Genomic DNA, 24,864 nt, shown 5'->3' on the forward strand with positions numbered 1-24,864 from the left:
TACGGGAGGTATCGTAGTCAACTATGACTGGACTTACTCCAAAGAAACTCCACCTCGCAGCAGGCATTCTCGAGTTTTTCACCTGGACACTGCTGATTGTCGGCATGGTATTGAAATACTCCGGCACCACTGAGTCCGTGATCTCCATCGCCGGCGGTATTCACGGCTTCGGGTTTCTCTGCTTTGTCATCCTCACCATCTTGGTGTGGGTGAACAATAAATGGTCCTTTGGCCTCGGCCTCGTGGGACTCATCGTCTCCGTCATTCCTTGGGCGGCGCTTGCTTTCACCCTGTGGGCTGATAAGAAGGGCAAACTCGAAGGTGGATGGCGATTCTCCGACCCCGCCGAGCAACCAACCAACTTGCCAGACAAAATCTTGGCACAAGCAGTCCGCCACCCAATTCGATCACTGATCATCGCTCTGATCATCGTCGCACTGGTGTTTACTCTGCTAGTTACACTTGGTCAGCCTTATGATCCTGACGCCGTAGCCGATCGTATCGGCTAGTTCGGCTCGTCCGAGGTGAGTTCGAAAAACTCTGGAAGGCGCGCAGTGCCGCCAAGTCGCAATAACTTCACTTCAGGGCGAAGCCTTACTGCCCGCGTATCGGCCACCGCGTCGTTGTAAAACCGCAGCGCAAGCATAACTCGCGCGTCCGCATCAGCCAATTCGGCCGAACCGCTGATGCCACTGCCTGCGATATGACGTCGTAGAGCCCGCTCGCTTTCGGCACGCTGCTCGAATTCACCCGGAACTAATCCCATGTGTTCCGCGCGTCGGGCTGCTTCTGAAGCGTCCGGAGACACCGCCGCAATAACCGCTGCCCTCCGATTAAGGGCTGACTCCAGAGCCGACCTCGCCCTATCCACCCTGACGTGCAGGCGGTCTAGCCGTTGCGCAGTCGAATACGCCCAGGCGAGGAAAAGCGTGACGACGACTGCAAAAACCACCCAACCGGTAGTGCTCATCATCGCGCCACCACCGGTGTTCCATCTGCGACTGTCTCATATACGTTGAGCACCTGTGCTGCGACGGTTTGCCAATCGTATTGCTTCGCGCGTTCGATTCCCGCCGAGATAAGCTCGTTGCGGCGCTGGTCGTCGTCGATAAGCAAGCGGATGTGCGAAGCCAGCACCTCGTCATCCCCGACAGGAAAGAGGAGCCCTGCGGGAGATTCGCTTCCGATATCGCACACCGCTGCGAAGGCTTCAAGGTCGCTTGCAACCACGGCGCAGCCGGCGGCCATGGCCTCCACCAAAACGATTCCGAAGGACTCGCCGCCTGTGTTCGGGGCGACATAGATGTCGGCTCGGCCAAGTATTTCGACCTTCTCCGCTTCACTTACCCGACCGACAAAATCTACACCTTCGATACTGCGCGGGTGTCCTCCACCAATTACTGTGATCTTCAGATCGCGATCAACCTGGGGCAAAGCGCGTAGCAAAACGTCGAGCCCCTTGCGTGGTTCATCGATTCTGCCCAGGAAAACAATCTCGGTGGGCCCTTCCGTGGGCGACTGTCTCGCCGCAGCGAATTTCCGGGTATCAACTCCATTCGGAATGAGCACTGGGTCGCCGCCGAGCTGCTCCACCTGCCAGCGCCGGGCCATTTCCGACACCGCGATACCGCCACCAATCTTTTCCAAGTTGGGTCGCAGCACAGGTTTGACTAGCTGCAGCAGTCGCGAGGAAACAGCCGATGCGTGGTACGTCGCAACAATCGCACCTTCCGCTACCCGAAGCGCTGCCATCGAGTAGCTGGGCGAGTTCGGCTCGTGAATATGAAGCACGTCAAACTGACCTTGTTTAATAAACTCACGAGCCAGCCTGGTTACCTGAGGCCCAATCGACAAACGCGCGACCGACCCGTTATACGGGATCGGGATAGCCGCACCACCACGTGTGACAAAGTCCGGCAGTTCTGCCTGAGGCGAAGCGGGACCGAGCACCGCGACGTAATGACCTTGCGCACGCAACACGCCCGCAAGGTCAAGGACATGGGCTTGAACCCCTCCGGGTTCGTCGAAAGAATAGGGGCACACGATTCCGATCCGCATGGCACTACCCTTTCTTGTCTTTAGTCTTCCGGCTTCGCTTATCGACGATCCACTGTGGTTGCAGCATATGCCAGTCTTCCGGATGCATCGCGATGTTCGTCGCAAAGCCATCGGCAATACGCTGAGTGGTTTCCTGCAAGCTGGTCACTTCAAGAGAATCCGATACTGACATTCCCCACCCCTGCTTGCCGTCTTCTTCCGTGAACCAACAGTGGACAACGTGCAAGGCTGCGCCGGTTTCCATGGCTAGCTTCGCCGGTCCAGCTGGCATCGTCGTAGATTCACCGAAGAACTCGACAGGCACGCCTCTATCGGTGAGGTCGCGCTCGCCGAGAAGACACACGATTCCTCCGTCGGCCAAGACCTCTTTCAACCTTTCAAAAGGTGGCCTAGTTCCTCCAGTCAATGGAAGAACTTCGAAACCTAGCGATTCGCGAAAGTTCACAAAAGCTTGGAATAGCACTTCAGGTTTGACGCGCTCTGCGACCGTAGTGAATTGCCCATAATTCTCGTTGAGCCACATTCCCGCCATATCCCAGTTGCCGCTATGAGGCAACGCCAGAATGACACCACGACCTGAATCCAGAGACGCCTCAAGGTGCTCGCGCCCCACCAAGTGGTCGGCCAGCTGAGCGATGATTCGGGGGTCTCCAGCCAGCCGTGGCAGGCGAAAGGCTTCACGCCAATATCTTGCGTAGGAGCGCATCGACGACTTCACCAGTTCTCGCGTGACGTTTTCAGGGCCCACGACGCGACTAAGGTTGCGGCGAAGCATCTCCATGCCGGTGCCGTCGTGCGAAGCTTTGTCTGCGCCAAAATCAAAAAGTGCCTTGGCAAAATTTTCAGGGAGCTTGCCGACGATTTTCCACCCGGCTAAGTAGCCAGCCGCGACAGCGCCTTCCTTTAGAGAGCTGGGGAAAGCCATAAGTTATTCCTGTTCGGCTTCTTTGCTGCCAGCAGGCGGCGCGACGCGAGTGTTGGACTGTGGGTCGCGAGAGGCAATATGTAGTCGCTGGACGATAGTAAATAGAGACCCGATAGCGAGTACCCAGAGTGCCGTCTCGATCGCATACGCGACTCCGAACCCTTCCAGCGCAAGGCCACCGAGGCCTAGGATGAGTCGCTCGGGACGTTCTATGAGGCCACCAACCATCTTCAAGCCACCGGCTTCGCCACGGGCTTTGACGTAGCTGATGATTTGCGATGCCACTACAACCACCAGTGAGACCGCAACGGTTACCGGATGGGCTTGATCAATATAAACAAGCCAGAATGTGATCGCGGCGAAGAGCGCACCGTCAGTGATCCTGTCGCAGGAGGCGTCAAGGGTAGCCCCGAAAGCCGTGCCACCCCCTTTGAGCCTAGCCATCGTCCCGTCGACCATATCGAAAGCCGCGAACAGGGCTGAGAGGATGGCGGCCCATACCAAGTGATCCAGCGGGATTAATACCACAGCAATCGTCACTGTGATGATTGCCCCAACCACGGTCACCACATTGGGAGTCAGGCCAACGCGAAGTAGTGACTTGGCTACCGGCTCGATGACTACCGCTGCGGGTTTCCTGCCATGAACGCTAAGCATCGCGTTGCTCCTCACGCAGCTGATCTGCTAACACGATCTCTTTCCATCCTTCAGCGAGCAATGCATGGGAATCGCGGAGCAATTGTGGCAGGACCTTCGTTTCGCCCAAAACCGTCATGAAATTGGCGTCGCCAGTCCACCGCGGAACAATGTGCAGATGAAGGTGATCGCTTATCGAACCTCCGGACGCTTTGCCAAGATTAAACCCCACGTTAATTGCCTCTGGGCGCGAAACGTGTTTCAGCGTTCGTACAGCTAGCTTGGTAAAGGCCATCAGCTCCGCCGTCTCGTCTTGGGTGAGGTCTTCAAGATTCGCGACCTTACGATAAGGCACAACCATGAGATGACCCGAGTTATACGGGTACAGATTCATCAAGGCGTACACGAAGCTTCCGCGGGCAACAATCAAAGCGTCTTCGTCTGACTGCTCGGGAGCAGCAACAAATGGATCGTCGCTTGAGCTATGAGCAGAGTGTTCATCATCCACTGGGACCTGGGTGATGTACTCCGCCCGGTAAGGCGCCCACAGGCGTTCCAACCGATCCGGCTGGCCGACGCCCGTGTCCGTGTACGCCTCTAGTTGTTCTGCTTCACTTTCACCGTGATTACCCACGTCGCGCGGCAATGTTCTCCTCATTCGGTTGCTCGTTGATTCGTTCACGAATCCAGCCCTCGATGATAGTCACTGCCTCGTCAACGGGCACGCCATTAACTTGCGATCCATCCAGGAAGCGGAAACTGACGGCGTCAGCTTCGACGTCTCGTGCGCCTGCCAGCAGCATGAATGGGATCTTGTTCTGAGTGTGCGTACGAATCTTCTTCTGCATGCGATCGTCGGAAGTATCAACTTCGGCACGAATTCCCTTGGCACGGAGCTTCTTCGCTACCTCATCGAGATGTGGCGCAAAGTCGTCAGCGACCGGGATGCCCATAACTTGGTGCGGTGCAAGCCACGCTGGGAAGGCGCCGGCGTAGTGCTCCAAGAGCACACCGAAAAAGCGCTCGATGGAACCAAAAAGCGCGCGGTGAATCATAATCGGGCGCTTCTTCGTGCCGTCCGATGCGGTGTACTCCAGCTCGAAACGCTCGGGAAGATTGAAGTCGAGCTGAACGGTAGACATCTGCCAGGTACGGCCGATAGCGTCTCGCGCCTGAACGGAAATCTTCGGGCCATAGAAGGCCGCACCAGCGGGGTCAGGAACGAGCTCAAGACCAGATTTCTCTGCCACGTTTTGCAGAATCTGGGTAGACCGCTCCCACACGTCATCATCGCCAATAAACTTTTCTGGATCCTTCGTGGAAAGTTCCAAGTAAAAGTCGTCCAGGCCGTAGTCCTTCAGCAGCGAAATGATGAACTCAATCACGCTGGTGAGTTCGTCCTCAAGCTGTTCTTCCGTGCAATAGATGTGGGCATCGTCCTGCGTAAAACCACGAGCGCGGGTCAAACCATGAATCACGCCGGACTTTTCGTAGCGATACACGGTACCGAACTCAAAGATGCGCAGCGGCAGTTCTCGGTAAGAACGACCGCGCGACGAGAAGATCAAGTTGTGCATCGGGCAGTTCATCGGCTTGGCATAGTAATCCTGCGCCTGCTTGGTGACATTGCCTTCGTCGTCAGTTTCACCGTCGAGCTTCATCGGCGGGAACATGCCGTCCGAATACCAGTCAAGGTGCCCGGATTTCTTGAACAACTCACCCTTGGTGATGTGTGGAGTGTTTACAAACGAGTAACCGGCCTCAATGTGGCGACGACGGGAGTGCTCTTCCATCTCCAAGCGAATGATTCCGCCGTTGGGGTGGAACACAGGGAATCCAGAACCGATCTCGTCAGGGAACGAGAAAAGGTCAAGCTCTGCGCCCAGTCGGCGGTGGTCACGCTTCTCCGCCTCGGCGAGCATGGTTTGGTACTCGTCTAGCTTTTCTTTGGTTTCCCATGCAGTACCGTACACACGCTGGAGCCCCGCGTTGGACTGATCGCCGCGCCAGTACGCTGCCGACGAGCGGGTCAACGCGAAAGCTGGGATGTAACGGGTCGTCGGTACGTGTGGGCCGCGACAGAGATCATGCCACTCAGTCTCGTTGGTTCGAGGATTGACGTTTGCATAGTAGGTAAGCTCGCCTGCGCCCACTTCGGTAGCTTCGTCGGAATCTGGGTCGACATTGCCCTTGTCCTGGACGAGTTCGAGTTTGAACGGCTCGTTCTTGAGATCCTCGGCAGCTTCTTCGGTCGAGGTGTAGACCCCCCGAACGAATTTCTGACCTGACTTAATTATCTTCTTCATGCGCTTTTCCAGCGTCTTAAGATCTTCCGGAGTGAACGGATCTTTGACATCGAAGTCGTAGTAGAAACCGTTCTCAATCGCGGGGCCAATTCCCAACTTGGTGCCCGGGAATTCTGCTTGCACCGCCTGCGCTAGCACGTGCGCACAGGAGTGGCGGATCACGCCACGCCCCTCTTCTGACGAAGCAGGCACAGGCGTGAATTCGCCATCCGTCTCTGGAACGTGCGCCAGATCCTTCAGGGTTCCTTCTGCATCCATAACACAGACGATTGCGTCTGGGCCTTTGTTCGGCAGATCTAATTCACGCATCGCCGCGCCGACTGCAGTTCCTGCGGGAACATGGAAGGGGGTGAGAGTGATGGAAGGCGAGGCTACGTCGTTAGCCATAGAAAGTGCGCTCCTTTGCGCTCATGCGTCGGCGGCATACCTGGCCGCCAACGCGCTGCTAGCATGAAAAACCCCGCGAGGGGCTGGGCCACAGTCTACTCCCCTTGTGAAAGAAACTCTGGTTTAGGCCTGTCCTTCATGCCAGCAGGTGTGCGCCCACTCTAAGCGTCGTCCGCAAACAAGCTTTCTGCCCAGTAATGATCGCCATCGCCGTCAACCGAGACTCCTGGTGGGACCCAATACACGGCAGAGCCGATATGGGTGATCCAGATATTCAGACGATCTGATTCGTCAAGCCGCTGCTGGATAGGAACGTATTGCTTCACTGGATCTTTTTGGAAAGTGATGAACACCAATCCAGCGTTTGACAGCTGTCCGAGAGCCGGATCGGGCTGAACATCGTAGTTATATGGTCGGCGCTTTATCTTTTGCTCGGGGGCGTCCTCGGGAGCTGTTGCTCGCGCCATGTGCGAATTCTTATCGATCAGCGGGAGGCCGTACTTATCCGTCGCAGAAAAGTCAGGTTGATCGAATTCTTCACCGCCGCTAAGTGGGGCGCCCTTTTCCAAGTCACGACCAATGGATTCTTCGCGAGAAGCGCGATCAAGCATCTCCCACGTATCCAAGTTCATGTTGATGCGGCGCACGACCATCGATGTTCCACCGATCAAGAAGTCCGCGCCTTGGTCAATCCAGACTTGCTCCTTGTACTCTTCCGCGTTGTGCGGGTTAACTGTTCCATCGACCTGGCCGAACAGGTTCCGCGGGGTCTTACCTTTCTCGATTGCGCCATCGGCGTTCAAGAATCCCTGCTGGAGCCAGCCGGTTTCGGCATAATCCATCGCTGCCCGCACCATGTGGCGCATCGCGTGCGATGCCATAATTGGGTCATCAGAACAGATCTGCAAGACAAAATCCGACTGTCCCCACTTTTCATCAAGTTGGTCCAGTGAAAATTCAGGCAGTGGCTGGAGCCAATCAGGCTGCTTGTCGACGAGATCTGCAACTTCAAATACGCGCGGTCCGATTCCGCAGGTGATCGTAAGGTTGGCAGGGGCAGTTACCATTTCAGGCTCGAGAGAGCCGAGCGGGACCTTTCCCGCGCACAATGAACGTGCGTCTTCCGTCCACAGTCGCAAGAGTCTTGTGACAGTGGTTCGGTCTGCATCTTCCTTCAAGTTGAAGGAAATCAGATTTAGGTTCGCCTGTACCGGAGTTTCGATACCGGCTTGGTGCGGGCCATCGAAATCGACGATGGCCGCGGTTAAGCGGGTCTCGGCATCCGACGCGGCATCAACCTTTTGTGCATCGCCTGCGTTTGCGCAGCTGGCGAGCGCTGCCGCCGAAGCCGCAACAGTTGCACCGGCCATGAAGCCACGACGTGATACTGACATGAAACTATCCCTGCTCTCTACTTACGTTTTTCCAAAGTGGATTCAGCTGACTACTAGTGGGCCATCTCGCCCATGTCGCCTTCCATCTCGCCCATGTCGTGGGTCATTTTCTCTTCTGGGTTGTGGCCTTCGAGAGAGCCGTCGCCACCGTAGTTCTCGTCGCCAGGGAGCAGCGTACGAACTGGAACATCCTTAAAGTCGTAGGTGTTGCCCTCTACATCCTTGATGACAACTTCACCAATGGTGTCACCGGCCTCGATTGCTTCATCAAACCCCATGATCATAAAGTGATCAGCGCCCGGCTTCAGCTCGTAGGTTCCGTTGGCGGGCACGACGAAGCCGCCAGGCTTTTCCATCATGACGCCATCGATAACCTCGTGGAGCTCGTACATCTTTGCACCGAGATCAGTTTCGAATTCAACAATGTTGATGTCCTTGTCGGTGTTGTTGACAAGAGTGCCGAACATGCCAGTCATACCCTTGCCTGCCTCCATTGCGCGGACAACAGGCTCTTCGAACATGATGTCTTGTTCAGCAGCCTTTTCGGTGGTGGTGTCCTCTGCAGAAGACTCAGAAGATGCTGCAGTGGATGCGGCCGAAGACTCTGTAGCAGTGTCCTCGGTAGTGCCGTTCTCGCTCGAACAAGCAGTGAGTGCTGCCGCGGTTGCCAGAATTGCAATACCGGAGATTAGACGACGAGACATGGTGAAGTGCTCCTTTTAGGAAGTTGGGTTATTTGCGCCCTTTGGAGGCAATGAGAATGCCACCTACTGCGAGCGCGGCAACTAACAGGCCTACTGCAATCCATATCCACGGGTTCACACTTGCTGAGTCCTCTTCTGCAGCAGTGATTACCACTGCATCGTCGCTGCCCGAGGACTCGTCTTCACCCGCGACCTTGAAATTGGTCATGCCACGGGTTGAATGGCCATCAGAAGACGTGATTTGAAACCCAATCCGGTAATTTCCGGGGCCAGGTTCCACGTCTTTGGGAACGGCAATAGAGACCCAGCGTTGGTCTACCGTTGGCGTACCAGAGAAAAGAACCTCGTCGGTATCGGCGTCTGAGACGGCAAATGTGTTGAAATCTTCCTTGACGTAACCAGAAAACTCCAGTGCAATCACGTCAGGAAATTCTTGGAGCTCGTCTCCGTTTGCGGGATTTCCACCAATGACCGAATCGTGCGCGCCAGCAAATGGTGCTGACATCGCAATCATCAAGCTTGCACTTGCAATAGCGGTGCTAAGGCGGAGAATCGAACGCACTGAAGTCTTGCTCCTTTGTGGATTAGTTGTCTTGCGTGGCAAATTATCCTGCCAATTAACAACGACGATACCCCCTTGAGGGACCGTCATGGGAGTTGTCGGTGCCCAGTGAATAAAAGTTCCGCACCACTGTTGCCACCGACCCTCACCCACCCCTTACAGGGGTGGAGGTAACACTAAAACCAAACATAAACGGTGACATGTCCGCTTATTTACCGACCTCAAAGTAGTTGGTTCTTTCGGAGGAAAGGAATGACCCTGACGTCGAGTAACATCGGCGTCAGGGTCAGTCTGTTCCTTGTCGGAACAGCAAGAATGTTCTCTATTTGTTTTCGCGAGGTGGAACTGCCATCGTAGCGATCGCCCCCACGACAGTGGCTACGGCGAAGACAATGAAAGCATCCGAGGCCCCCAAGCCCATTGCGATGATGATCCCACCGAGTGATGGTCCCGCAATGCCACCTAATCGACCAAAGCCAGCCGCCCAGGACATTCCAGCTTGGCGAGCCCGAGTTGGATAGTAGTTGGAGGTCATTCCGTAAACGAGGATCTGAGTACCGGTCACCCCCAGTCCAGTAGCAGCAATTGCGGCGTACATCAGAGGCGCAAATGTGAGGTACGGCATTGCGAACATACAAATCGCAGCAATGGTGAAGGTCACGATAATGACGGGTTTCGCTCCGATCATGTCAGCGATCTTTGCTGCCGCCAGCGCTCCAAGTGCCGCGCCTGAGTTTAGGGCGACCAGTGAGTACAACGATCCGTCGGAGGACATTCCGTTAATCTGCATGATTTGAGGAAGCCAGGTATTCAAACCGTAAGTAGCCATGATCGCCATAAAGCTCATAATGCCGATCATCAGAGTTCCCATTAGGAAAGGTCGCGAGAAAATTGCCGCAAGACCGATTTTCTGCTTCTTGACTACCGCCCCATCTGCATCCAACCGAATGATCTCATCCTTGGTGAACTGTTCTTCAGGAAAGTCAAACTTGTGGCAAATCTGTCGCGCCTGTTCCTTGCGCCCCATTGCAGTAAGCCAACGTGGAGACTCTGGAAGTAGGAACCACGCAAGGGGAAGCAGAAAAAGGATTGGAGACGCACCGATGAAGAACAACCCGCGCCACCCGATACTGTCTTCCAGCCACAGGGCAAAGAACGAGGCGATCACACCACCGAAAGGGATTCCCGTATAACCAATCGCGTTGAACATGTTCTTGCGGTGAGCTGGAGCAAACTCGGCGATCACGGCACCACCGCCTGCGGTGATTACACCAAGTGCTAAACCAGTAAAGAATCGGGTCGCCCCGAAGAATGCGATCGATGTGGCCATCGCTCCGAGCGCCATCCCAATAGAGAACCACGCAAGTGCGACCAACATCATTTTGCGTCGCCCAATTCGATCGCCAATCGCCCCGGCTCCAAGAGCACCGAACAGAATGCCGATCATCGTGTAAGAACCTAGCGTCCCGGCTACGGCCGGGGACAAGTGTCCAAGGTGTGAAGGATCGTTAAGGAGCGTCGGAAGGATTGCTCCATAAACCACGATGTCGTAACCATCAAAGATCATGGTGAGAAACATGACTACTACAACGCCATACACAGACGCCTTGTGCTTCGAGGACTTCCATCCGTCTACAGACTGCGACAGCGGAGGAGAAAGTGGAGCTTTTACTGACATAGATTCACATCTTTCGGTAAAGGTTGGCAGGAAACGATACAGACAAAGCGAGCACGCATAAAGGTATATGTTGCGCATCACAGTGATGGAAAATTTATAGCAAGAATCGCAGCGATAAGGAATAGCTAACTTAGGCACCCCGAACCTTCACCCCCCGGACAGGAATAGCCAGTCAAGGCCATCTACCTGGCATTCTAGCGACCCTTTTAGTTAATTGCACATAACTGTAAAGGTTGCGACGGGGGGCAATTGCAAATCACACCACACTACCCCCGGGCCGGCCGCACCGCGACACAACTTAATGGTCTAGTCGAACCTGCAAAACGAGGCACTAGATCGCAAGACCCCCAAGCGACTTACCCCCACCTAGCAACTGAAAAATGAGGGAACCTAGACAGCTACGAATCCACCAATAGACAGAAACCCGAAAAGGAAGCAGGGATTTCGGCTTAATGATTTTCAATAAGGCCTAGGCCTCAGCCACCCAATGGGCACGTGCCGCTCGCTTGACGGGCGCCCCTTCATCGCCTTATTGCTTACACAGTCTTCCCACGTAGTAGAGATTTTGACACAACACCTAGTAGCAATTCGCGAGTAGAGTTTAAAGGTAGAGCAGCATCGGCTGGCTTTACCTCTTTTTCATTAACAAGGAGCACTCTCATGACCCAGACAATGTCCGCCCTCACCTACTATGGAGCAAACGATGTGCGCGTAGAACAGCGCCCTTTGCCAGAAATCCTTGAACCTACCGATGCCATCGTTCGCATCACCACAACAACAATCTGCGGTACAGACCTCGGAATCGCCCACGGTAAGAATCCAGAAATCGAATCGGTCGCCCGCGAAAAGACCGGCGAGTGGACGGGCCGCATCCTCGGACACGAAGGAATTGGTGTAGTCGAAGCCGTCGGCTCTGCTGTCACCGCATTTGAGCCCGGCGACAAAGTCCTCGTCTCTTGCGTATCCCGCTGTGGATCATGCGAAAACTGCCAGAAGCAGCTCTACAGCCACTGCCAGAATGGTGGCAGTTGGATTCTCGGGTACATGATTGACGGAACTCTCGCAGAATATGTGCGTACGCCTTTTGCAGACAATTCCTTGTACCACTTGCCAGAGGATCTGGATAAGGAAGTCGCAGTTTTCCTATCCGACGCATTGCCTACAGGCCATGAGATTGGAGTTCAGTACGGCGAAGTCGCGCCAGGCAAGGACGTACTGATTGTTGGCGCTGGGCCTGTCGGCATGGGTGTCCTTCTGACATCCCAGTTCTACTCGCCGTCAACCATCATCGTCGTAGACTTCGACGACAATCGTCTGGAAATGGCCAAGACGATGGGGGCGACCCATACTGTGAACCCTTCGAAAGACGACGTCGACGCGATCGTCGCAGACATCACAGATGGCCGTGGCGTAGACACCGCCATTGAGGCAGTAGGCCTACCAGCAACCTGGAAGACCTGCTCCGACAACATCAAGGAAGGCGGCAACATTGCGGTTGTCGGTGTTCACGGAAAGCCTGTGGATTTCGAACTGCAAAGCATGTGGATCAAGAACCTGAAGATCACTACAGGCCTTGTCAACGCTAATACGACTGGGATGCTTATGAAGGCGGTTCAAAACTCACACTTGCCCATCAAGTCCTTGGCAACCCACCACTTCACGTGGGATCAGTTGGAAGAGGCTTGGGACACATTTTCCAACGCCGCCGAATCTAAAGCCATGAAAGTTATCATCGACGCCTAAGTTAACCGAGTGCTTACCTGAAAATACCCGCTACACGGAGTAGCGGGTATTTCCTGTTTTTGTTACACAATTGTGGTCCTGACTGGGATTGAACCAGCGACCTTTCCGGTGTGAACGGAATGCTCTCCCGCTGAGCTACAGGACCAGTATCTGATGCTCAGAAAACACTACTCGCAACTCACGCAGTCCCCTAATCTGCTGGTCACTACGTAGGTTCATGTTTGTCTTTACATGAATGCCACTGTTGTAGTTTAAGGGCGCACGGCTACCTCCAATCCACGTTATGACCTGCCGATTTGTGAAAGTGACTCAAGCCAGGCTAAAGTTTTGATTCGCACCACGTCACGGCAACAAGACCAACAAGACGAGGTGCATGCGGATGTAGCGCAGTTGGTAGCGCATCACCTTGCCAAGGTGAGGGTCGCGAGTTCGAGTCTCGTCATCCGCTCTCATTTCACCGGGCCTGGTTGAAATGATTCGCGCGATTAGCTCAGCGGTAGAGCACTACCTCGACACGGTAGGGGTCACAGGTTCAATCCCTGTATCGCGCACGCTGTTCGTATACTCACCTTTCGTGAGCCTGCGAACGACACGCGGATGTAGCGCAGTTGGTAGCGCATCACCTTGCCAAGGTGAGGGTCGCGAGTTCGAGTCTCGTCATCCGCTCCAAGTACATATCGAGTACTTTGGAGGTAACTCCACGGTGGATTGGTCGAGTGGTTAGGCAACGGTCTGCAAAACCGTGTACACGGGTTCGATTCCCGTATCCACCTCCATACTTGCGCGATTAGCTCAGCGGTAGAGCACTACCTCGACACGGTAGGGGTCACAGGTTCAATCCCTGTATCGCGCACGCTGTTCGTATACTCACCTTTCGTGAGCCTGCGAACGACACGCGGATGTAGCGCAGTTGGTAGCGCATCACCTTGCCAAGGTGAGGGTCGCGAGTTCGAGTCTCGTCATCCGCTCCATCGAATGAAGCCGCCCGGAACCGGGCGGCTTCATCTTTCCAGCAAAGTGTTCAGAAACAGGCGGGCAACGGTGAAATCGAGAGGCTCTAGCAACGGGTCCGAATAAGTTCTTTCGCCAAACTGGGCAGTGAGATCGCGCCGTGCAACATCGACAATTCCGGAAATACCACCCGACGACACCTGCAGTGGGTTCTTCTGCAACGCCACCAGCCGCTCAGGAATCCCACGTTGCACTGCTAGACGACGAAAAATCACCTTATCCCCTGCCAAGTCTTCCCCACGTGTCACCTGCGGATGAAGACTGAGTGCAAGATCCACCGCGGCATGGGTCTGCCAAACCTGAACATGGCGATCCGGGTCATCGATGAGTCGCTCGTAAAAGTCGGGAATGAACCGCTCCCTACGAAAATTCGCCTCGACCTTCGCGCGGACTTTCGCATCCCACGCTTCTAGGTAGTTATCGTGCTGCGGATCCAGCGGTTCCCCACCGAGGAAAAGAGCATCCGCTCCCCCGCCCGACAGCAACGCCCCTGTGGCACCGCGGCGGCAAGCTTCCTGGTCCACCGCGTGCACCACAAGGCCTGCCAGCACTTCCCATGGCTCGCTCGTGTCAAGCCGTCGCACTGTCGACGCTAACAAGCTGCGCAATTCACTAGCTGAGGGAGAAAGTACCACGTGCTCAAGCCCGAGGATTGTTGCGACCTCTGCGGCCGCTTCAGCCTCCTCTTGCGCCTCGGCCGAGCTCTCTTGACTAAATGTCACCGCCAGTGCATTGGGTCGCTGGTCGGCCGCGAAACTTGCCATCAGGATCGAATCGACGCCGCCAGATAGCATCACCACCGGGCGTGCTGGCCAACGCCGAAATACCGATTGCAGTCGCTGTTCCAAATACGCCGTGATCGCATGTGCTGCATCGTTGTACGTAACAATCTCGTATGTGCCGGGATCAATCACACGCTCGTCAGCAACATACTCCGCACCCTTATCACTGGGGTTGGGCATTCTGGTCGTCCCTCCTCGGGTCAGCGGTCAAACTCGGCACGTCGTCGACAGGCCGACTATCCACAAAGGATTCAAGAAAGATGTTTCGAGCCTCCTCCGGCACGTAATCCATCTTCGTCTCTAAGTCTGACATTTGCGCTTCCAATTTTTCCAACCGCTTTCGGCGGACTTTGAACACGACTGCCTCGGCGTGCGTGTGTCGGTACACCGTAACGTGCACTAGCCAGTAGAAGACAAACAAGATCGCCGCAAAAAGCACAACCAAGCCGATGCGCTCCCACGACGACGCTCCTGTAAGTCCCACCATGCTGATATTGAAGCTCATGATGCCGATCACAGCCAAGAACAACGCAAGAATTTCAATGCTGCGAAGCAGTCCGTTGCGTGATTCCTGCTCGATACGTTCAGACATCGCGTCTACCTGAGCCCGAACGTGCTCCAACTCCCGGCCCATACGTCTCCGAATCGAATCGTGCACCTGCCGTTCCGTTGCGATCATCATGCGATAAGTCACAAACTCCGCGTGCAGTTCATTTGCATCGGCCGGAAGATTCTTGATCGCCATGTGGATCGAGCGCAGTGCCTCAGCATAAAGGGCATCGCTTGTTGTCGACGTGTAACCAGAGAAGCGGTCCGTAATTGGCACCGCGCGGTCGTGGTCAGGCGTACCTCGAGTCGCGGCTAACCGACGGTAGGCCTCCGCCCGGCGGTAATGCGCGTTAAAGTCGCTGGGCGAATTGTCCGCCAGAATTGATTCCGAGAAGACCAACATTTCCTCGCCGTATTCACCCTGCGGGAACAGCCACATCGCATGTAACAGCAAATGTTTGATCTTGACCGGCACATCTTCCAAGGACACTGAATCGGTGCCTTCCGGTGCTTCGATCCCGACTGCCTGGTAGATTGCCCGGGGATCGATCCGCCGACCGGCGAGCAGCCGCGAGAACGTCAAAAAGACGTGGTTAAGGTTTAGCTTGCCAAAGCGCAAAGGCGCGTCTTCAGCCAAGTCAAGGACGCGGCGGATGCCATCGGAATCGAAGTTGAACCTATGCAGTTGCAACTCGATTAAGGTCAGTGCGAATTTCGCAGTCTTGCTCGTGCGCGCCCATTCCGGCGACACCATTATCAATTCTTCGTTGTGGAACCCTTGGCGCATCTCTCGCGCCTTCCAAGTCAGATCGGTGACTGCGTTGAAGCACTTTTCGAAAAGTTCTTGGTCGCTGTGAATGCTCGACCCAAACACCGCCTCCACCAGCGTCACGGCGGTCTGCTTCCATTCACTCCCCGCCTCTGCGATGAGTTTAGTGTGCAGACCATCCCGATCGTCGTCATCGAGCCAGGCCAGTCGAGCTTGATCCACCAAATCCATTGCGTACATTGTCTACCTCAGATCAAAGAAACAGGTTCCGCATCAGTGTAGACTCCCTCACATGACTCGTCCGACCCAGATTGCCCCCGCGGAGCTCATGGGGCCCGTGCTCCCGTCCGGCGTCGCGGAGTTGCGCGCCATCGCCGTTGCGACGCTGAGCGGGGCAGTCTCAGTGGATGGACGGTCCCACACCCTGGGAAATGCCACCGATTTCGCCCTCCTCAATGCTCTGCGGGATTGGTCCGACGTAGTTCTCGTTGGCGCGAATACAGCCCGCGCCGAGAACTATTTTGGCGTCCGATCCACCCCAGAACAGCGCCGAGCTCGCGCCTTGCGTGGCCAAGCTGAAATACCACCGATTGCTACGATCGCGCGATCACTGGAGTTCGACACATCTGCTCAACTGTTCTGGAACACCGCGGTACCGCCAGTCATCCTCGCTCCACACGCTTCACTGACCGACGACCGCCTTGCCTACCGCCGCGCCCAACTAACCGATGCCGGCGCAGAACTAGTGGACACAGGCTCCGGCTCCGCAGCGGAGATCGTTGCCGCGCTCCGCGATCGGGGGTTCGCCCGCATCACCTGTGAGGGCGGTCCCGAAATTTACTCGTTGATGTTTCACGCAGGTGTCGTCGATAAGCTACATTTGACACTGGCACCACTCGTGAACGCACCTGTTGAGCACAACCTATTAGCGCCACGCCCTGACGGCACACCGTACAGCCAAGAGATCATCCTGGAAGATGCCCGCGCCACCGACGATTCGCTCCTGTTCCTACGCTATGGTAAGAAGCGTGCTTGATAAACGGTTGAACGCGCTCGCCTGGCCTACCGCCCTGATCCTGGTCTTCCACCGGCTGGTGGTATTGGCGTGGACTGGAAGCGTGACTGACGATTTCACCACGGTGCAGTCCGCCACGCGACGCTTTGTTGAGCGCGTGCCCGTTTACAACGAGGTCTACCACCACGTCAACCCGCACTACCTCTACAACCCGGGGGCGACTCTGCTGCTCGCGCCGCTGGGATTAACGGCAGACACCGGGCTAATTCGACCCTGGTTCATCCTGCTCAATGCGGTGGCCATTGTCGCGGCGCTGGGGTGGATGACCCGACTTGTGAATCACTCGTTGAGTTCGCCACTGTTCCCGATGTCAATTGCACTAGCGTTTATCACCGAATCTGTGACTAACACGCTCGTGTTTTCCAACATCAATGGCGTCTTACTGTTCGCGCTTGTCGCCTATCTTGCGTTTCTGCTTCGCGGCCATTCTTGGTGGGCAGGGTTGGTGATCGGCCTGGCGATCGTCATAAAGCCAATGTTTCTTCCACTGCTCTTCCTTCCACTGGTCAAGCTGGACTGGAAGGCTATCGTGGCGGGCATAGCGGTACCGGCCGGGCTCAATGCGATTGCGTGGCCACTAGTTCCCGGGGCAAACGACTACCTCACCAAGGTCGTGCCCTACTTGGGCGAAACACGCGACTATGCCAACTCGTCGCTCGCGGGCTTCGCTGTCTATTTCGGCATGCCTGGCTGGATGGAGAAAACCCTGTGGGCACTGCTTGCACTCATGGTTGCGTTCGCAGCGGTTGCGCTTGTGACGCTGCGAGACACCGAGCCGCTCGTGTGGGCAACCACGACCGCGGCCGTCTTGCTCACTGGTGTTTTCCTCCTGTCCAGCCTTGGGCAAGCGTACTATTCGATGATGCTCTTCCCCGCCATGTTCACAGCAGTGGGTCGCGTGAGCTTTTTCCACACCCCCACAGCATGGCTGGGTGCACTTCTCGCTTTATCTCCACTGCAATGGATGAGCCCCCATTTCCCACAACTGGGCAAGTGGCTCACCTATTTCCTCCCCACCGCCGGCTGGGCAGTGCTTATCGTCGCTGCGGCGACGTGGGTAGGGTGGACGGCATGGACAAATTCACGCAGCTTTCCGACGAACAATGGCGCCAAAAGCTCTCCCCCGCCGAGTACTACGTCCTGCGTCAGGCAGGCACCGAGCCACCCGGTGTAGGTGAGTACACCGAGACGACTACTGAAGGCATCTACAAGTGTCGAGCCTGCGGCACAGAGCTTTTTCGTTCTACGGAAAAGTTCGACGCCCACTGTGGCTGGCCCGCATTCTTCTCACCGCTGGCTGAAGATCGCATAATCGAGCGCAAAGATGAATCGCTCGGAATGGTGCGAACCGAGGTGTTGTGCGCAAATTGCGAATCACACCTCGGCCACGTCTTTGAGGGTGAGGGATTCCCCACCCCAACTGATTTGCGATACTGCATTAACTCGATCTGTTTGGAGCTCGAGGAGTCTCCTGTCGAGTAACTTTCTAAGGCAGAAGTTCGATGACCTCTGAAATGTCCGCGACGCGGCGCCCAGTGAAAAACGGGGTTTCTTCGCGCACGTGGAGGCGAGCTTCGGTATAGCGCATTTGGTACATGAGATCGACGATGCGGTCGAGGCTTGGACCCTCAAATGCCAGCATCCACTCGTAATCCCCAAGTGCAAAAGCCGGGACGGTGTTCGCGCGCACATCCGGGAAATCGCGCGCTGCCTGTCCATGCTCGGATAGGATCTTGCGGCGCTTCTTGTCGTCCATGATGTACCACTCGTAGGAGCGTACAAATGGGTAGACGGTGATCCATGCCTCCGGCTCCTCACCCATGATGAAGCTCGGCAGGTGGGACTTGTTGAACTCTGCCGGGCGGTGCAGGCCATTACCAATCCAGAAGACTTCCAACGCCTGGCCGATGACCGTCTCGCGGCGGAACTTGTGGAACGCGTGTTGTAGCTGCTCAAACTCTTCTGCATGCCACCAAATCATGACGTCGGCCTCGGCACGGATGCCCGAAATGTCGTAAATACCGCGAACAACAACCTCACCAGCCTCTTCGAGTTCAGAGAAGAATCTCTGCGCCTCGGCGATCATGTCTGCGCGCTCGGAGCCAAGAGCACCGGGAATCACGCGGAGCGTGACAAATTGGGTGTAGCGCTGCATGCTGTTGAGCTTGTCAAAGTCGAGTTTTGCCACTGTAAAAATTCCTTTCCGGCAATCAAACGAAAGTATTACTGTTACTCTACCCTTTGTCGCCTGCACGAGGATCACTAGTCCACCACGCTTTTCCTAACACTCGGATGTCCAATTGTTGCTCCCTCGGCGCGCCTCCCCGAGCAAACGGGACTCGGTAGATAGCTTGGATGGCGTGACGAATTCCGACGCTAACACCCAATCGCCTGTGGCGATGTCTCACCCAACCGGTGATGCCTCTGCTATGCCTCCAGAATTCACATCTGCAGTTGAGTCGATGCACCAGGCCCAATTGCGTCCGGAAATCAGCCTTGGCACTATCCGCCCGCCACAGCGTCCGGCACCATACAGCCATGCGGTCGGCCTTGAGGTCGCCCACGACTTCGACGAGAACGCTATCCCGCAGGATTCGCAGGGTGACGCGTTCGGTCGCCTTGTCCTCCTCCATTCACCAGATGCCGAAGAGGCCTGGGAAGGCTCCATGCGCCTAGTGGCCTACATCCAGGCAGATATGGACGACGCCGTAGCCAGTGATCCTTTGCTCCCTGATGTCGCATGGCAGTGGCTCAACGAATCACTGGACAATACAGGCGCAGGGTTTACCAACCTCGGTGGCACCGTGACTTCCACTGCCAGTGTGCGCTTTGGTGAAATCGGTGGTCCTCCTCGTGCCTACCAACTCGAAATGCGTGCATCATGGACAGCAGAAGGCATCGATCTGTCGAACCACGTTGAGGCATTTTCCAAGGTACTGGCATTAGTTGCCGGTCTTCCTCCAGAAGGTGTGACCGAACTAGGCAGCCGATAATATGGCTGTTGTGCAGCCCCTTTTCAGCTCGTTGACTCCCCCACGGCCTTTCGCGAAGCAGCAGATGCTTTGCGACGAGGCCGTGGTCCATTTGCTATCGATACCGAACGGGCTTCCTCTTTCCGCTACGACGATCGCGCATTTCTCGTACAAGTTTTTCGACGCGACGCCGGCATTTTCCTGATTGCCCCCGAAGGCCACCGAGGCGAGGTCACCGAGATCTTTGCTCCCGTGCTCAATGGTCAGGACTGGATTGTCCACGCGGCTGGAGAGGATCTTCCCTGCCTTGCATGGCTTGGCCTTTACCCTGGCACCCTGTTCGACACTGAGCTCGCGGGTCGGATCGGTGGCTTCCCGCGTCCGAATCTCGCCGCCATGGTCGCTGAGTTTTGCGGGGTGCAGTTGGAAAAGGGACATGGCCGCGAGGATTGGTCACTGTCTCCGCTTCCGCATGACTGGCTGGAATACGCCGCCCTGGACGTTGCATACCTCAATGATCTTGCTGAAGCCCAGGCCGAATTTCTTGACCAGCAGCATAAGCTCGACATCGCCGAAGCAGAGTTTGCATATATCGTCGAGAAACACGCGGACATCACAGCGCCTCCGGTTCGCTCATGGCGAGACACGAAGGGCATTAACTCATTGAGATCACGTGAATCTCTGCAACTGGCGCGAACTTTATGGCATGCACGCGAACAGTCTGCCTTAGACACCGACACCGCCCCGGGAAAACTAATGTCGACCAAGACGTTGGTTGCAGTGTCTAAGGAACGTCCACAGTCTCGCAAGGAACTCCAACAGATCCGCGGTGTTCGTCGCGCCAACTGTACTTGGGAGATCGTCCGCTCTGCTTTGGACAGCGACCCACAAAGCTTTCCTCCTGTGCTGCGCGAGCATACTTTGCCACCCGGTAAGGGCTACTGGGAACGCGAATACCCAGACTCGTGGGCAATTCTGCAAGAAATCCGCACGGACATCGCTCTAGTTTCCGAGGACATCACGATACCTGCGGAGAACATTTTGAGCCCTCGAGTCTTGCGAAGCGCAGTGTGGCAGGTGACTACCGAATCGGGCCGTTGGACAACGCATCGCGTAGCACAACTTTTGGACGGCTTGGGCGCCCGCGATTGGCAGATCACGCTGTGTGCCCCACTCATCGTCGCCCACGCACAGTAGTAGGAAATTATCCCTCTTCGTCGAGGAAGCTGATCCAGCCGCGCACAGTATTGGTCGCGCTTTCGGCATCCAGCCCAACCTCACGGAGCAATTGGCTACGAGAAGAGTGCAAAGGGAACACGGTGGGGAAAGCAAGCTGACGCAGTGGCGTGTCCACCTGCGCTGCGGACATCGCTTCGCTCAACGACGTACCCACGCCACCGTGGATGATGCCGTCTTCGTATGTCACCACCAAGTCTGCTCCGGCAGTGAGATCAACCAAGTGAGGCGACACGGGAATCACCCAACGAGGGTCGACGACGGTGACTTGAACCTCGCCAGGGAATTCGTCGTTAAGCGTCTGTGCGACCTGCAGCGCTGGTTCAGCGAAACTGCCCACGGCCACGAGAAGAACCTGCAATGCCTCATCGTCAACCTCTTGCGGGCGGTCGAGAACGTCAATGCCGCCTTGGAGCCGCTCGACCGCTTCGATTTCGTCGCCAACGTCTCCCTTAGGAAATCGGACCACAGTTGGCCCCGTTGTAATCTCGATCGCCTCGTTGAACTCCTCGCTTAGTCGCTCTGCGTCACGAGGAGCCGCAATCTTGATACCTGGAACGATGGATGCAACAGCGAGGTCCCACACGCCATTGTGGCTTGCACCGTCAGAACCTGTGACTCCTGAACGGTCCAGCACGAATGTCACGGGAAGGTTCATCAAGGCGACGTCCATGAGCAACTGGTCAAAACCGCGGTTGAGAAATGTCGAGTACAAAGCGACAACCGGGTGCAGGCCACCCAAAGCAAGGCCTGCTGCCGACGTGATCGCATGTTGCTCAGCGATACCCACGTCGTAAAAGCGAGACGGGTACTTTTCAGCAAAAGGGGCTAGACCTGTCGGACCCGCCATCGCCGCGGTGATCGCGACGACGTCATCGCGCTTTTCTGCCGCAGCCAGAAGCTCGGCAGAAAACACCGAGGTCCAGTCTGGGTGTGACTCCTTCACCGGTATGCCCGTCGCCGGATCGATGACGCCGGTAGAGTGCATCTGATCAGCGATATCGTTGACAGCCGGCGCGTATCCGTGGCCCTTTTCAGTAACGACGTGGACGATCAATGGCCCATCGTAGTTAGCCGCGTAGTTGAACGCGTTAAGCAAAGCTCCGATGTCGTGACCTTCGATTGGGCCTACGTACTTCATTCCGAGCTCGGGGAACATCTCGGTCGGAAGGACTTGATACTTCACGCCCTCTTTCAGCGCATGCAGCGCATCAAAGGTACGCTCACCCACCCAGCCCATCGACTTGAGCGTCTTTTTGCCGTGTTCCATCACCTCGTCATAGGCGGGCTGGATGCGAAGGTTAGCTAGTTGAGCTCGCAGGCCCTCGAGGTTGTTAGCAAACCCGCCGATTGTCGGCGAGTAGGAGCGCCCGTTGTCGTTCACCACAGCGACAACATTTCGATCGCCGGTGGCAATGTTGTTCAATGCCTCCCAGCACATGCCGCCAGTCAAAGCACCGTCGCCAACGACTGCGATGACGTTGTTTTGCCCGCGGCCGGTTAGTTCGAAGGCTTTGGACATGCCGTCTGCATACGATAATGCGGCCGAGGCATGGGAGGATTCGGTCCAGTCGTGCTCGGATTCGTGCCGGGCGGTGTAGCCGGAAAGCCCGTCCTTCTGGCGCAGCGTATCGAACTTCTCCGCTCGCCCGGTCAGGATCTTGTGAACGTAGGACTGGTGGGAGGTATCGAAAATGATCGGTTCGTCTGGAGAATTGAAAACGTAGTGAAGAGCAATCGTCAGTTCCACAACACCAAGGTTTGGACCCAAGTGCCCGCCGGTGGCAGATACCTTTTGAATCAAGAACTCACGAATTTCGTCTGCCAGTCGTTCCAGGTCGGCGTGCGACAGTGCCTTCAGGTCTGCTGGAGAAGAAAGTCCACTTAAAATACTCATTTGACCTTTCATGCTCCTTTTCACACGATCGTCCACCCACATATGCGTTAAAGCGCTATCTTACACTTGGCCCCACTAGCCGGGAATTCCTGCTCCTTCTAGCTCCACCATCACTTCAAAGTGGTGCGTATTAGGAAAGGCATCGATTATGGCCATCTTTTTCACTCGATAGCCAGCCTCACCCCAGTCTGACAGATCTCGCGCCAGCGTGGCGGGATCACAGCCAATATGAATGATTCGCTCTGGCTGCTTCCCAGCGATCGCTTGGACAGTTTCCGCTCCTGCCCCTGAACGTGGCGGGTCTAGTACAACAAGTCCAGGTTGAGTGAGCGCATCCACAACGGCTTCAACTCGGCCGTCAACGGATTCAAAGTTGAATTCGCTTAACGCTTCCTGACTCGACGCGTTGGCGCCTGCGGAGTAATCGACCGATATGACCTTCGCATCCTCTCCCATCGCCTGTGCGATCGCAGGTACGAATACACCGACGCCACCGTACAGATCCCAGCCCACCGGAATGTCGTAGTTGCCCGTGCCCCAGGTTCGAATGATCTCAGCATAAGTCTCCGGTGCCTGCTCATGAGCTTGCCAAAATGCAGTTGCCGGGAAGACAAATCGATGCTTGCCGACGACCTGTTCCACCGCACCGGTTCCAGCGATGACTTTCTCGATGGTCTCCACCCGCTTGCCGCGGGGTACTCGTGCGGATTCAACAACATGAACTGAACCGCTGCTGTCCCGCACTGCAATGACTTCGGCACCTGGCGTATAGCTGTGCTTTTCAAGTTCGTCGTAGATGTCTGGGAACACTTGCGAACAACGTTCCGTCACTATCTCGTTGGACTGTAGTTTGCGCACGCCTGCACGGCCTCGGGAGTCGACACCAAAACGAACACGAGTGCGCCACGGGGACGGAATGGTCTTGCTAAGCGAATGGTCCTCGATCTGTTGCGAATCAAAACCCTCAAAGACTCCAGAGCGCGCAGCGAGCGAGGCGAGTTGGCCGATCAAGATGTCACGTTTGAACGGCAACTGATTCTCGCCTGCAATACTGGCATAGTCACAACAACCCGCCCCCGCTGCTGCCGCTGGGCACGTCGCCTCCACGCGAAACTCGCTGGGAACCTGTACTGCAGTAGTCGTCGCTCGTGCCCAGCGCTTCTTCGCTTTAGTCACAGTCGCAGTAACAGTGTCGCCGGGTACGGCACCACTGACAAAAACAACACGCCCATCATCGGCATGTGCGATTGCTTCGCCGCCATGCGCCATTGAGGTTGCGGTCAAGGTGAGGTCATCACCCGCGGTAAATTCAGGCACTACTTGCTGGTCTCCCCGCCGTTTTCCATGAGCTTTCGCATTGCATCGTGCATCTGTGATTCAGTTGCCGCAGGGTCAGAGCCGGGTTGAGCATTGTGCTGCTGTGCTCGCTGCTGAACCGCTTGCTGGACTTGCTGAGCCAATTGCTGAGGTAGCGTCACTGGCAACGAATTACCTGCGAGAATTGGGTCATCGCCTCGGTAAACAAACGCACGCGCAGCCAACTCGCGGGCGATAGTTGCAAGTTGTTCGTCATTGCCTTCGGGAGCGGCAAGCGTCATGCGTAGCATCCAGCGCGGTCCATCGATACCCAGGATGCGGATCGTACCGTTAGTGCCGGTACCTACCACCTCTCGTCCCCACGGTCCCATCTCGTACACCGTGGGCATACCCTGTCCGCGCATCCCTTCGCCGATTTCATCGACGGATTGCTCCCATTGGCCCCCGGAGCTCGGTGCAGCGAAAGCCACTGGCGTAATGCGCCCATGTCGGGTCACAATGTGTAGCATTTTTGGCCCCTGCTCACCCATCTCGACTTGTACTTGGGAATCCTTAGGCAGAGGGATCTTCATCGAGCCCAAATCCAAGATGGACACCGCGAAATCAGAGAAATCAAAATCTTCGATGTCAACTTTGTCACCGTCGAAGGGGCCCGTATTGCCCTCAACAGGATCATGCTCAAAGTTCTCTGCTACCCCGCGCGCCACCGGAATGTCTTCGGCAGTATGAGCATCATCAACCTGCGCACCATCAGTGTCGTCTGCAGATTCTGTGGCTAACGCGTCGTCGTTAAGCTGCTCTTCTGCAGAGGTCGCTTCGGAGTTATCTTTGTTCTTTTTTCCAAAAGGCCACAGGGCCATGAG

Annotated in this window: 23 protein-coding genes, 7 tRNA genes and 1 pseudogene; 14 read left to right on the top strand and 17 right to left on the bottom strand. The window is 56.0% G+C overall.

Annotated features, from left to right (window positions below):
* The first annotated feature begins 23 nt into the window (after window positions 1-23).
* Window positions 24-509: a DUF3817 domain-containing protein gene (locus QP027_RS06155; RefSeq protein WP_284826846.1), complete on the top strand. Its 486-nt coding sequence runs from the start codon at window positions 24-26 to the stop codon at window positions 507-509.
* Here the strand turns inward: QP027_RS06155 and QP027_RS06160 are convergent.
* The 10 genes from QP027_RS06160 to QP027_RS06205 all read right to left on the bottom strand — a co-directional run bounded on the left by QP027_RS06160 (window position 506) and on the right by QP027_RS06205 (window position 10,650).
* Complete coding sequence (locus QP027_RS06160; protein WP_284826955.1) at window positions 506-970, bottom strand: hypothetical protein; 465 nt, start codon at window positions 968-970, stop codon at window positions 506-508. The two genes, QP027_RS06155 and QP027_RS06160, sit on opposite strands and share 4 nt — an antisense overlap.
* Complete coding sequence (locus QP027_RS06165; protein WP_284826847.1) at window positions 970-2,058, bottom strand: glycosyltransferase family 4 protein; 1,089 nt, start codon at window positions 2,056-2,058, stop codon at window positions 970-972. The genes QP027_RS06160 and QP027_RS06165 overlap by 1 nt, the downstream gene beginning before the upstream one ends.
* Window positions 2,059-2,062: 4 nt before the next feature.
* The gene (locus QP027_RS06170) at window positions 2,063-2,983 is read right to left on the bottom strand and encodes a phosphatidylinositol mannoside acyltransferase (protein ID WP_284826850.1); all 921 of its coding nucleotides are present in this window, start codon (window positions 2,981-2,983) and stop codon (window positions 2,063-2,065) included.
* Between the two features lie 3 nt (window positions 2,984-2,986).
* A complete protein-coding gene (gene pgsA, locus QP027_RS06175; RefSeq protein WP_284826852.1) occupies window positions 2,987-3,640 on the bottom strand; it encodes a phosphatidylinositol phosphate synthase in 654 nt (217 codons plus the stop codon).
* Window positions 3,633-4,277 carry an ATP adenylyltransferase gene (locus tag QP027_RS06180; protein ID WP_432418613.1) on the bottom strand — a complete coding sequence of 215 codons (645 nt, stop codon included), beginning with the start codon at window positions 4,275-4,277 and terminating at the stop codon, window positions 3,633-3,635. The genes pgsA and QP027_RS06180 overlap by 8 nt, the downstream gene beginning before the upstream one ends.
* On the bottom strand, window positions 4,246-6,312 hold the full coding sequence (gene thrS / locus QP027_RS06185; RefSeq protein WP_284826856.1) for a threonine--tRNA ligase: 2,067 nt from the start codon (window positions 6,310-6,312) through the stop codon (window positions 4,246-4,248). The genes QP027_RS06180 and thrS overlap by 32 nt, the downstream gene beginning before the upstream one ends.
* A gap of 161 nt (window positions 6,313-6,473) precedes the next feature.
* Window positions 6,474-7,706 (bottom strand): Dyp-type peroxidase, encoded by a 1,233-nt coding sequence (locus tag QP027_RS06190; protein ID WP_284826858.1) that lies wholly within the window; start codon window positions 7,704-7,706, stop codon window positions 6,474-6,476.
* A 53-nt stretch (window positions 7,707-7,759) separates the two neighbouring features.
* Window positions 7,760-8,410, bottom strand: coding sequence for a copper chaperone PCu(A)C (locus QP027_RS06195; RefSeq protein ID WP_284826859.1), 651 nt, complete (start codon window positions 8,408-8,410; stop codon window positions 7,760-7,762).
* Between the two features lie 28 nt (window positions 8,411-8,438).
* On the bottom strand, window positions 8,439-8,972 hold the full coding sequence (locus tag QP027_RS06200; protein WP_284826860.1) for a copper resistance CopC family protein: 534 nt from the start codon (window positions 8,970-8,972) through the stop codon (window positions 8,439-8,441).
* A 322-nt stretch (window positions 8,973-9,294) separates the two neighbouring features.
* Window positions 9,295-10,650, bottom strand: coding sequence for an MFS transporter (locus tag QP027_RS06205; RefSeq protein WP_284826862.1), 1,356 nt, complete (start codon window positions 10,648-10,650; stop codon window positions 9,295-9,297).
* A gap of 660 nt (window positions 10,651-11,310) precedes the next feature.
* Here QP027_RS06205 and QP027_RS06210 point away from each other — a divergent pair.
* Window positions 11,311-12,393, top strand: a complete 1,083-nt coding sequence (locus QP027_RS06210; protein WP_284826864.1) for a zinc-dependent alcohol dehydrogenase family protein — start codon at window positions 11,311-11,313, stop codon at window positions 12,391-12,393.
* A 73-nt stretch (window positions 12,394-12,466) separates the two neighbouring features.
* Here the strand turns inward: QP027_RS06210 and QP027_RS06215 are convergent.
* Window positions 12,467-12,538: transfer RNA gene (locus tag QP027_RS06215), tRNA-Val, on the bottom strand.
* 230 nt (window positions 12,539-12,768) lie between these two features.
* Between QP027_RS06215 and QP027_RS06220 the strand changes: the two genes are divergently transcribed.
* The 6 genes from QP027_RS06220 (at window position 12,769) to QP027_RS06245 (ending at window position 13,364) form a co-directional block, all read left to right on the top strand.
* Window positions 12,769-12,841: transfer RNA gene (locus QP027_RS06220), tRNA-Gly, on the top strand.
* A 31-nt stretch (window positions 12,842-12,872) separates the two neighbouring features.
* Window positions 12,873-12,944: transfer RNA gene (locus tag QP027_RS06225), tRNA-Val, on the top strand.
* Window positions 12,945-12,986: 42 nt separating this feature from the next.
* A tRNA-Gly gene (locus tag QP027_RS06230) sits at window positions 12,987-13,062 on the top strand.
* 33 nt (window positions 13,063-13,095) lie between these two features.
* Window positions 13,096-13,169: transfer RNA gene (locus tag QP027_RS06235), tRNA-Cys, on the top strand.
* Between the two features lie 5 nt (window positions 13,170-13,174).
* Window positions 13,175-13,246, top strand: a tRNA-Val gene (locus QP027_RS06240).
* 42 nt (window positions 13,247-13,288) lie between these two features.
* A tRNA-Gly gene (locus tag QP027_RS06245) sits at window positions 13,289-13,364 on the top strand.
* A 30-nt stretch (window positions 13,365-13,394) separates the two neighbouring features.
* Here the strand turns inward: QP027_RS06245 and QP027_RS06250 are convergent.
* Together QP027_RS06250 and QP027_RS06255 are read right to left on the bottom strand one after the other, a co-directional pair.
* Entirely contained in the window at window positions 13,395-14,366 is a 972-nt protein-coding gene (locus QP027_RS06250) for an asparagine synthase-related protein (protein ID WP_284826866.1), read from the bottom strand.
* On the bottom strand, window positions 14,350-15,735 hold the full coding sequence (locus tag QP027_RS06255; RefSeq protein ID WP_284826867.1) for a hypothetical protein: 1,386 nt from the start codon (window positions 15,733-15,735) through the stop codon (window positions 14,350-14,352). Before QP027_RS06255 ends, QP027_RS06250 begins: the two co-directional genes overlap by 17 nt.
* A 61-nt stretch (window positions 15,736-15,796) precedes the next feature.
* Here QP027_RS06255 and QP027_RS06260 point away from each other — a divergent pair, with 61 nt between their 5' ends.
* The 3 genes from QP027_RS06260 to msrB are packed head-to-tail and all read left to right on the top strand — an operon-like array spanning window position 15,797 to window position 18,061.
* Window positions 15,797-16,540 (top strand): pyrimidine reductase family protein, encoded by a 744-nt coding sequence (locus QP027_RS06260; RefSeq protein WP_284826868.1) that lies wholly within the window; start codon window positions 15,797-15,799, stop codon window positions 16,538-16,540.
* Window positions 16,533-17,753, top strand: coding sequence for a glycosyltransferase family 87 protein (locus tag QP027_RS06265; protein WP_284826869.1), 1,221 nt, complete (start codon window positions 16,533-16,535; stop codon window positions 17,751-17,753). Before QP027_RS06260 ends, QP027_RS06265 begins: the two co-directional genes overlap by 8 nt.
* Window positions 17,651-18,061: a peptide-methionine (R)-S-oxide reductase MsrB gene (msrB, locus tag QP027_RS06270; protein WP_284826870.1), complete on the top strand. Its 411-nt coding sequence runs from the start codon at window positions 17,651-17,653 to the stop codon at window positions 18,059-18,061. Before QP027_RS06265 ends, msrB begins: the two co-directional genes overlap by 103 nt.
* A 4-nt stretch (window positions 18,062-18,065) precedes the next feature.
* On the opposite strand, the gene hemQ is transcribed toward msrB, so the two are convergent.
* Entirely contained in the window at window positions 18,066-18,734 is a 669-nt protein-coding gene (hemQ, locus tag QP027_RS06275) for a hydrogen peroxide-dependent heme synthase (RefSeq protein ID WP_284826957.1), read from the bottom strand.
* Window positions 18,735-18,978: 244 nt separating this feature from the next.
* On the opposite strand from hemQ, the gene QP027_RS06280 reads away from it, so the two are divergent.
* The 3 genes and pseudogenes from QP027_RS06280 (at window position 18,979) to QP027_RS12315 (ending at window position 20,748) form a co-directional block, all read left to right on the top strand.
* A complete protein-coding gene (locus QP027_RS06280) occupies window positions 18,979-19,572 on the top strand; it encodes a DUF3000 domain-containing protein (protein WP_284826959.1) in 594 nt (197 codons plus the stop codon).
* A gap of 39 nt (window positions 19,573-19,611) precedes the next feature.
* A pseudogene (locus QP027_RS12310) lies at window positions 19,612-20,064 on the top strand (ribonuclease D); the annotation flags it as partial.
* A 150-nt stretch (window positions 20,065-20,214) separates the two neighbouring features.
* Window positions 20,215-20,748, top strand: a complete 534-nt coding sequence (locus QP027_RS12315; protein ID WP_349293187.1) for an HRDC domain-containing protein — start codon at window positions 20,215-20,217, stop codon at window positions 20,746-20,748.
* 7 nt (window positions 20,749-20,755) lie between these two features.
* Here the strand turns inward: QP027_RS12315 and dxs are convergent, their stop codons facing one another.
* The 3 genes from dxs to QP027_RS06305 all read right to left on the bottom strand — a co-directional run bounded on the left by dxs (window position 20,756) and on the right by QP027_RS06305 (window position 24,861).
* Window positions 20,756-22,684: a 1-deoxy-D-xylulose-5-phosphate synthase gene (dxs, locus tag QP027_RS06295; protein WP_284826871.1), complete on the bottom strand. Its 1,929-nt coding sequence runs from the start codon at window positions 22,682-22,684 to the stop codon at window positions 20,756-20,758.
* A gap of 75 nt (window positions 22,685-22,759) precedes the next feature.
* Window positions 22,760-24,001, bottom strand: a complete 1,242-nt coding sequence (locus QP027_RS06300; protein ID WP_284826872.1) for a class I SAM-dependent RNA methyltransferase — start codon at window positions 23,999-24,001, stop codon at window positions 22,760-22,762.
* A complete protein-coding gene (locus QP027_RS06305; RefSeq protein WP_284826873.1) occupies window positions 24,001-24,861 on the bottom strand; it encodes a DUF3710 domain-containing protein in 861 nt (286 codons plus the stop codon). Before QP027_RS06305 ends, QP027_RS06300 begins: the two co-directional genes overlap by 1 nt.
* Window positions 24,862-24,864 lie beyond the last annotated feature (3 nt).

The organism is Corynebacterium breve, from assembly GCF_030252165.1.
Lineage (GTDB): Bacteria > Actinomycetota > Actinomycetes > Mycobacteriales > Mycobacteriaceae > Corynebacterium > Corynebacterium breve.

What these genes read in the sequence shown, in the direction of transcription:
- QP027_RS06155 (WP_284826846.1), top strand. Translation starts at nt 24, where the DNA reads ATGACTGGACTTACTCCAAAGAAACTCCACCTCGCAGCAGGCATTCTC.
- QP027_RS06160 (WP_284826955.1), bottom strand. Translation starts at nt 970, where the DNA reads ATGAGCACTACCGGTTGGGTGGTTTTTGCAGTCGTCGTCACGCTTTTC.
- QP027_RS06165 (WP_284826847.1), bottom strand. Translation starts at nt 2,058, where the DNA reads ATGCGGATCGGAATCGTGTGCCCCTATTCTTTCGACGAACCCGGAGGG.
- QP027_RS06170 (WP_284826850.1), bottom strand. Translation starts at nt 2,983, where the DNA reads ATGGCTTTCCCCAGCTCTCTAAAGGAAGGCGCTGTCGCGGCTGGCTAC.
- pgsA (WP_284826852.1), bottom strand. Translation starts at nt 3,640, where the DNA reads ATGCTTAGCGTTCATGGCAGGAAACCCGCAGCGGTAGTCATCGAGCCG.
- QP027_RS06180 (WP_432418613.1), bottom strand. Translation starts at nt 4,277, where the DNA reads ATGAGGAGAACATTGCCGCGCGACGTGGGTAATCACGGTGAAAGTGAA.
- thrS (WP_284826856.1), bottom strand. Translation starts at nt 6,312, where the DNA reads ATGGCTAACGACGTAGCCTCGCCTTCCATCACTCTCACCCCCTTCCAT.
- QP027_RS06190 (WP_284826858.1), bottom strand. Translation starts at nt 7,706, where the DNA reads ATGTCAGTATCACGTCGTGGCTTCATGGCCGGTGCAACTGTTGCGGCT.
- QP027_RS06195 (WP_284826859.1), bottom strand. Translation starts at nt 8,410, where the DNA reads ATGTCTCGTCGTCTAATCTCCGGTATTGCAATTCTGGCAACCGCGGCA.
- QP027_RS06205 (WP_284826862.1), bottom strand. Translation starts at nt 10,650, where the DNA reads ATGTCAGTAAAAGCTCCACTTTCTCCTCCGCTGTCGCAGTCTGTAGAC.
- QP027_RS06210 (WP_284826864.1), top strand. Translation starts at nt 11,311, where the DNA reads ATGACCCAGACAATGTCCGCCCTCACCTACTATGGAGCAAACGATGTG.
- QP027_RS06250 (WP_284826866.1), bottom strand. Translation starts at nt 14,366, where the DNA reads ATGCCCAACCCCAGTGATAAGGGTGCGGAGTATGTTGCTGACGAGCGT.
- QP027_RS06255 (WP_284826867.1), bottom strand. Translation starts at nt 15,735, where the DNA reads ATGGATTTGGTGGATCAAGCTCGACTGGCCTGGCTCGATGACGACGAT.
- QP027_RS06260 (WP_284826868.1), top strand. Translation starts at nt 15,797, where the DNA reads ATGACTCGTCCGACCCAGATTGCCCCCGCGGAGCTCATGGGGCCCGTG.
- msrB (WP_284826870.1), top strand. Translation starts at nt 17,651, where the DNA reads ATGGACAAATTCACGCAGCTTTCCGACGAACAATGGCGCCAAAAGCTC.
- hemQ (WP_284826957.1), bottom strand. Translation starts at nt 18,734, where the DNA reads ATGCAGCGCTACACCCAATTTGTCACGCTCCGCGTGATTCCCGGTGCT.
- QP027_RS06280 (WP_284826959.1), top strand. Translation starts at nt 18,979, where the DNA reads ATGTCTCACCCAACCGGTGATGCCTCTGCTATGCCTCCAGAATTCACA.
- dxs (WP_284826871.1), bottom strand. Translation starts at nt 22,684, where the DNA reads ATGAGTATTTTAAGTGGACTTTCTTCTCCAGCAGACCTGAAGGCACTG.
- QP027_RS06305 (WP_284826873.1), bottom strand. Translation starts at nt 24,861, where the DNA reads ATGGCCCTGTGGCCTTTTGGAAAAAAGAACAAAGATAACTCCGAAGCG.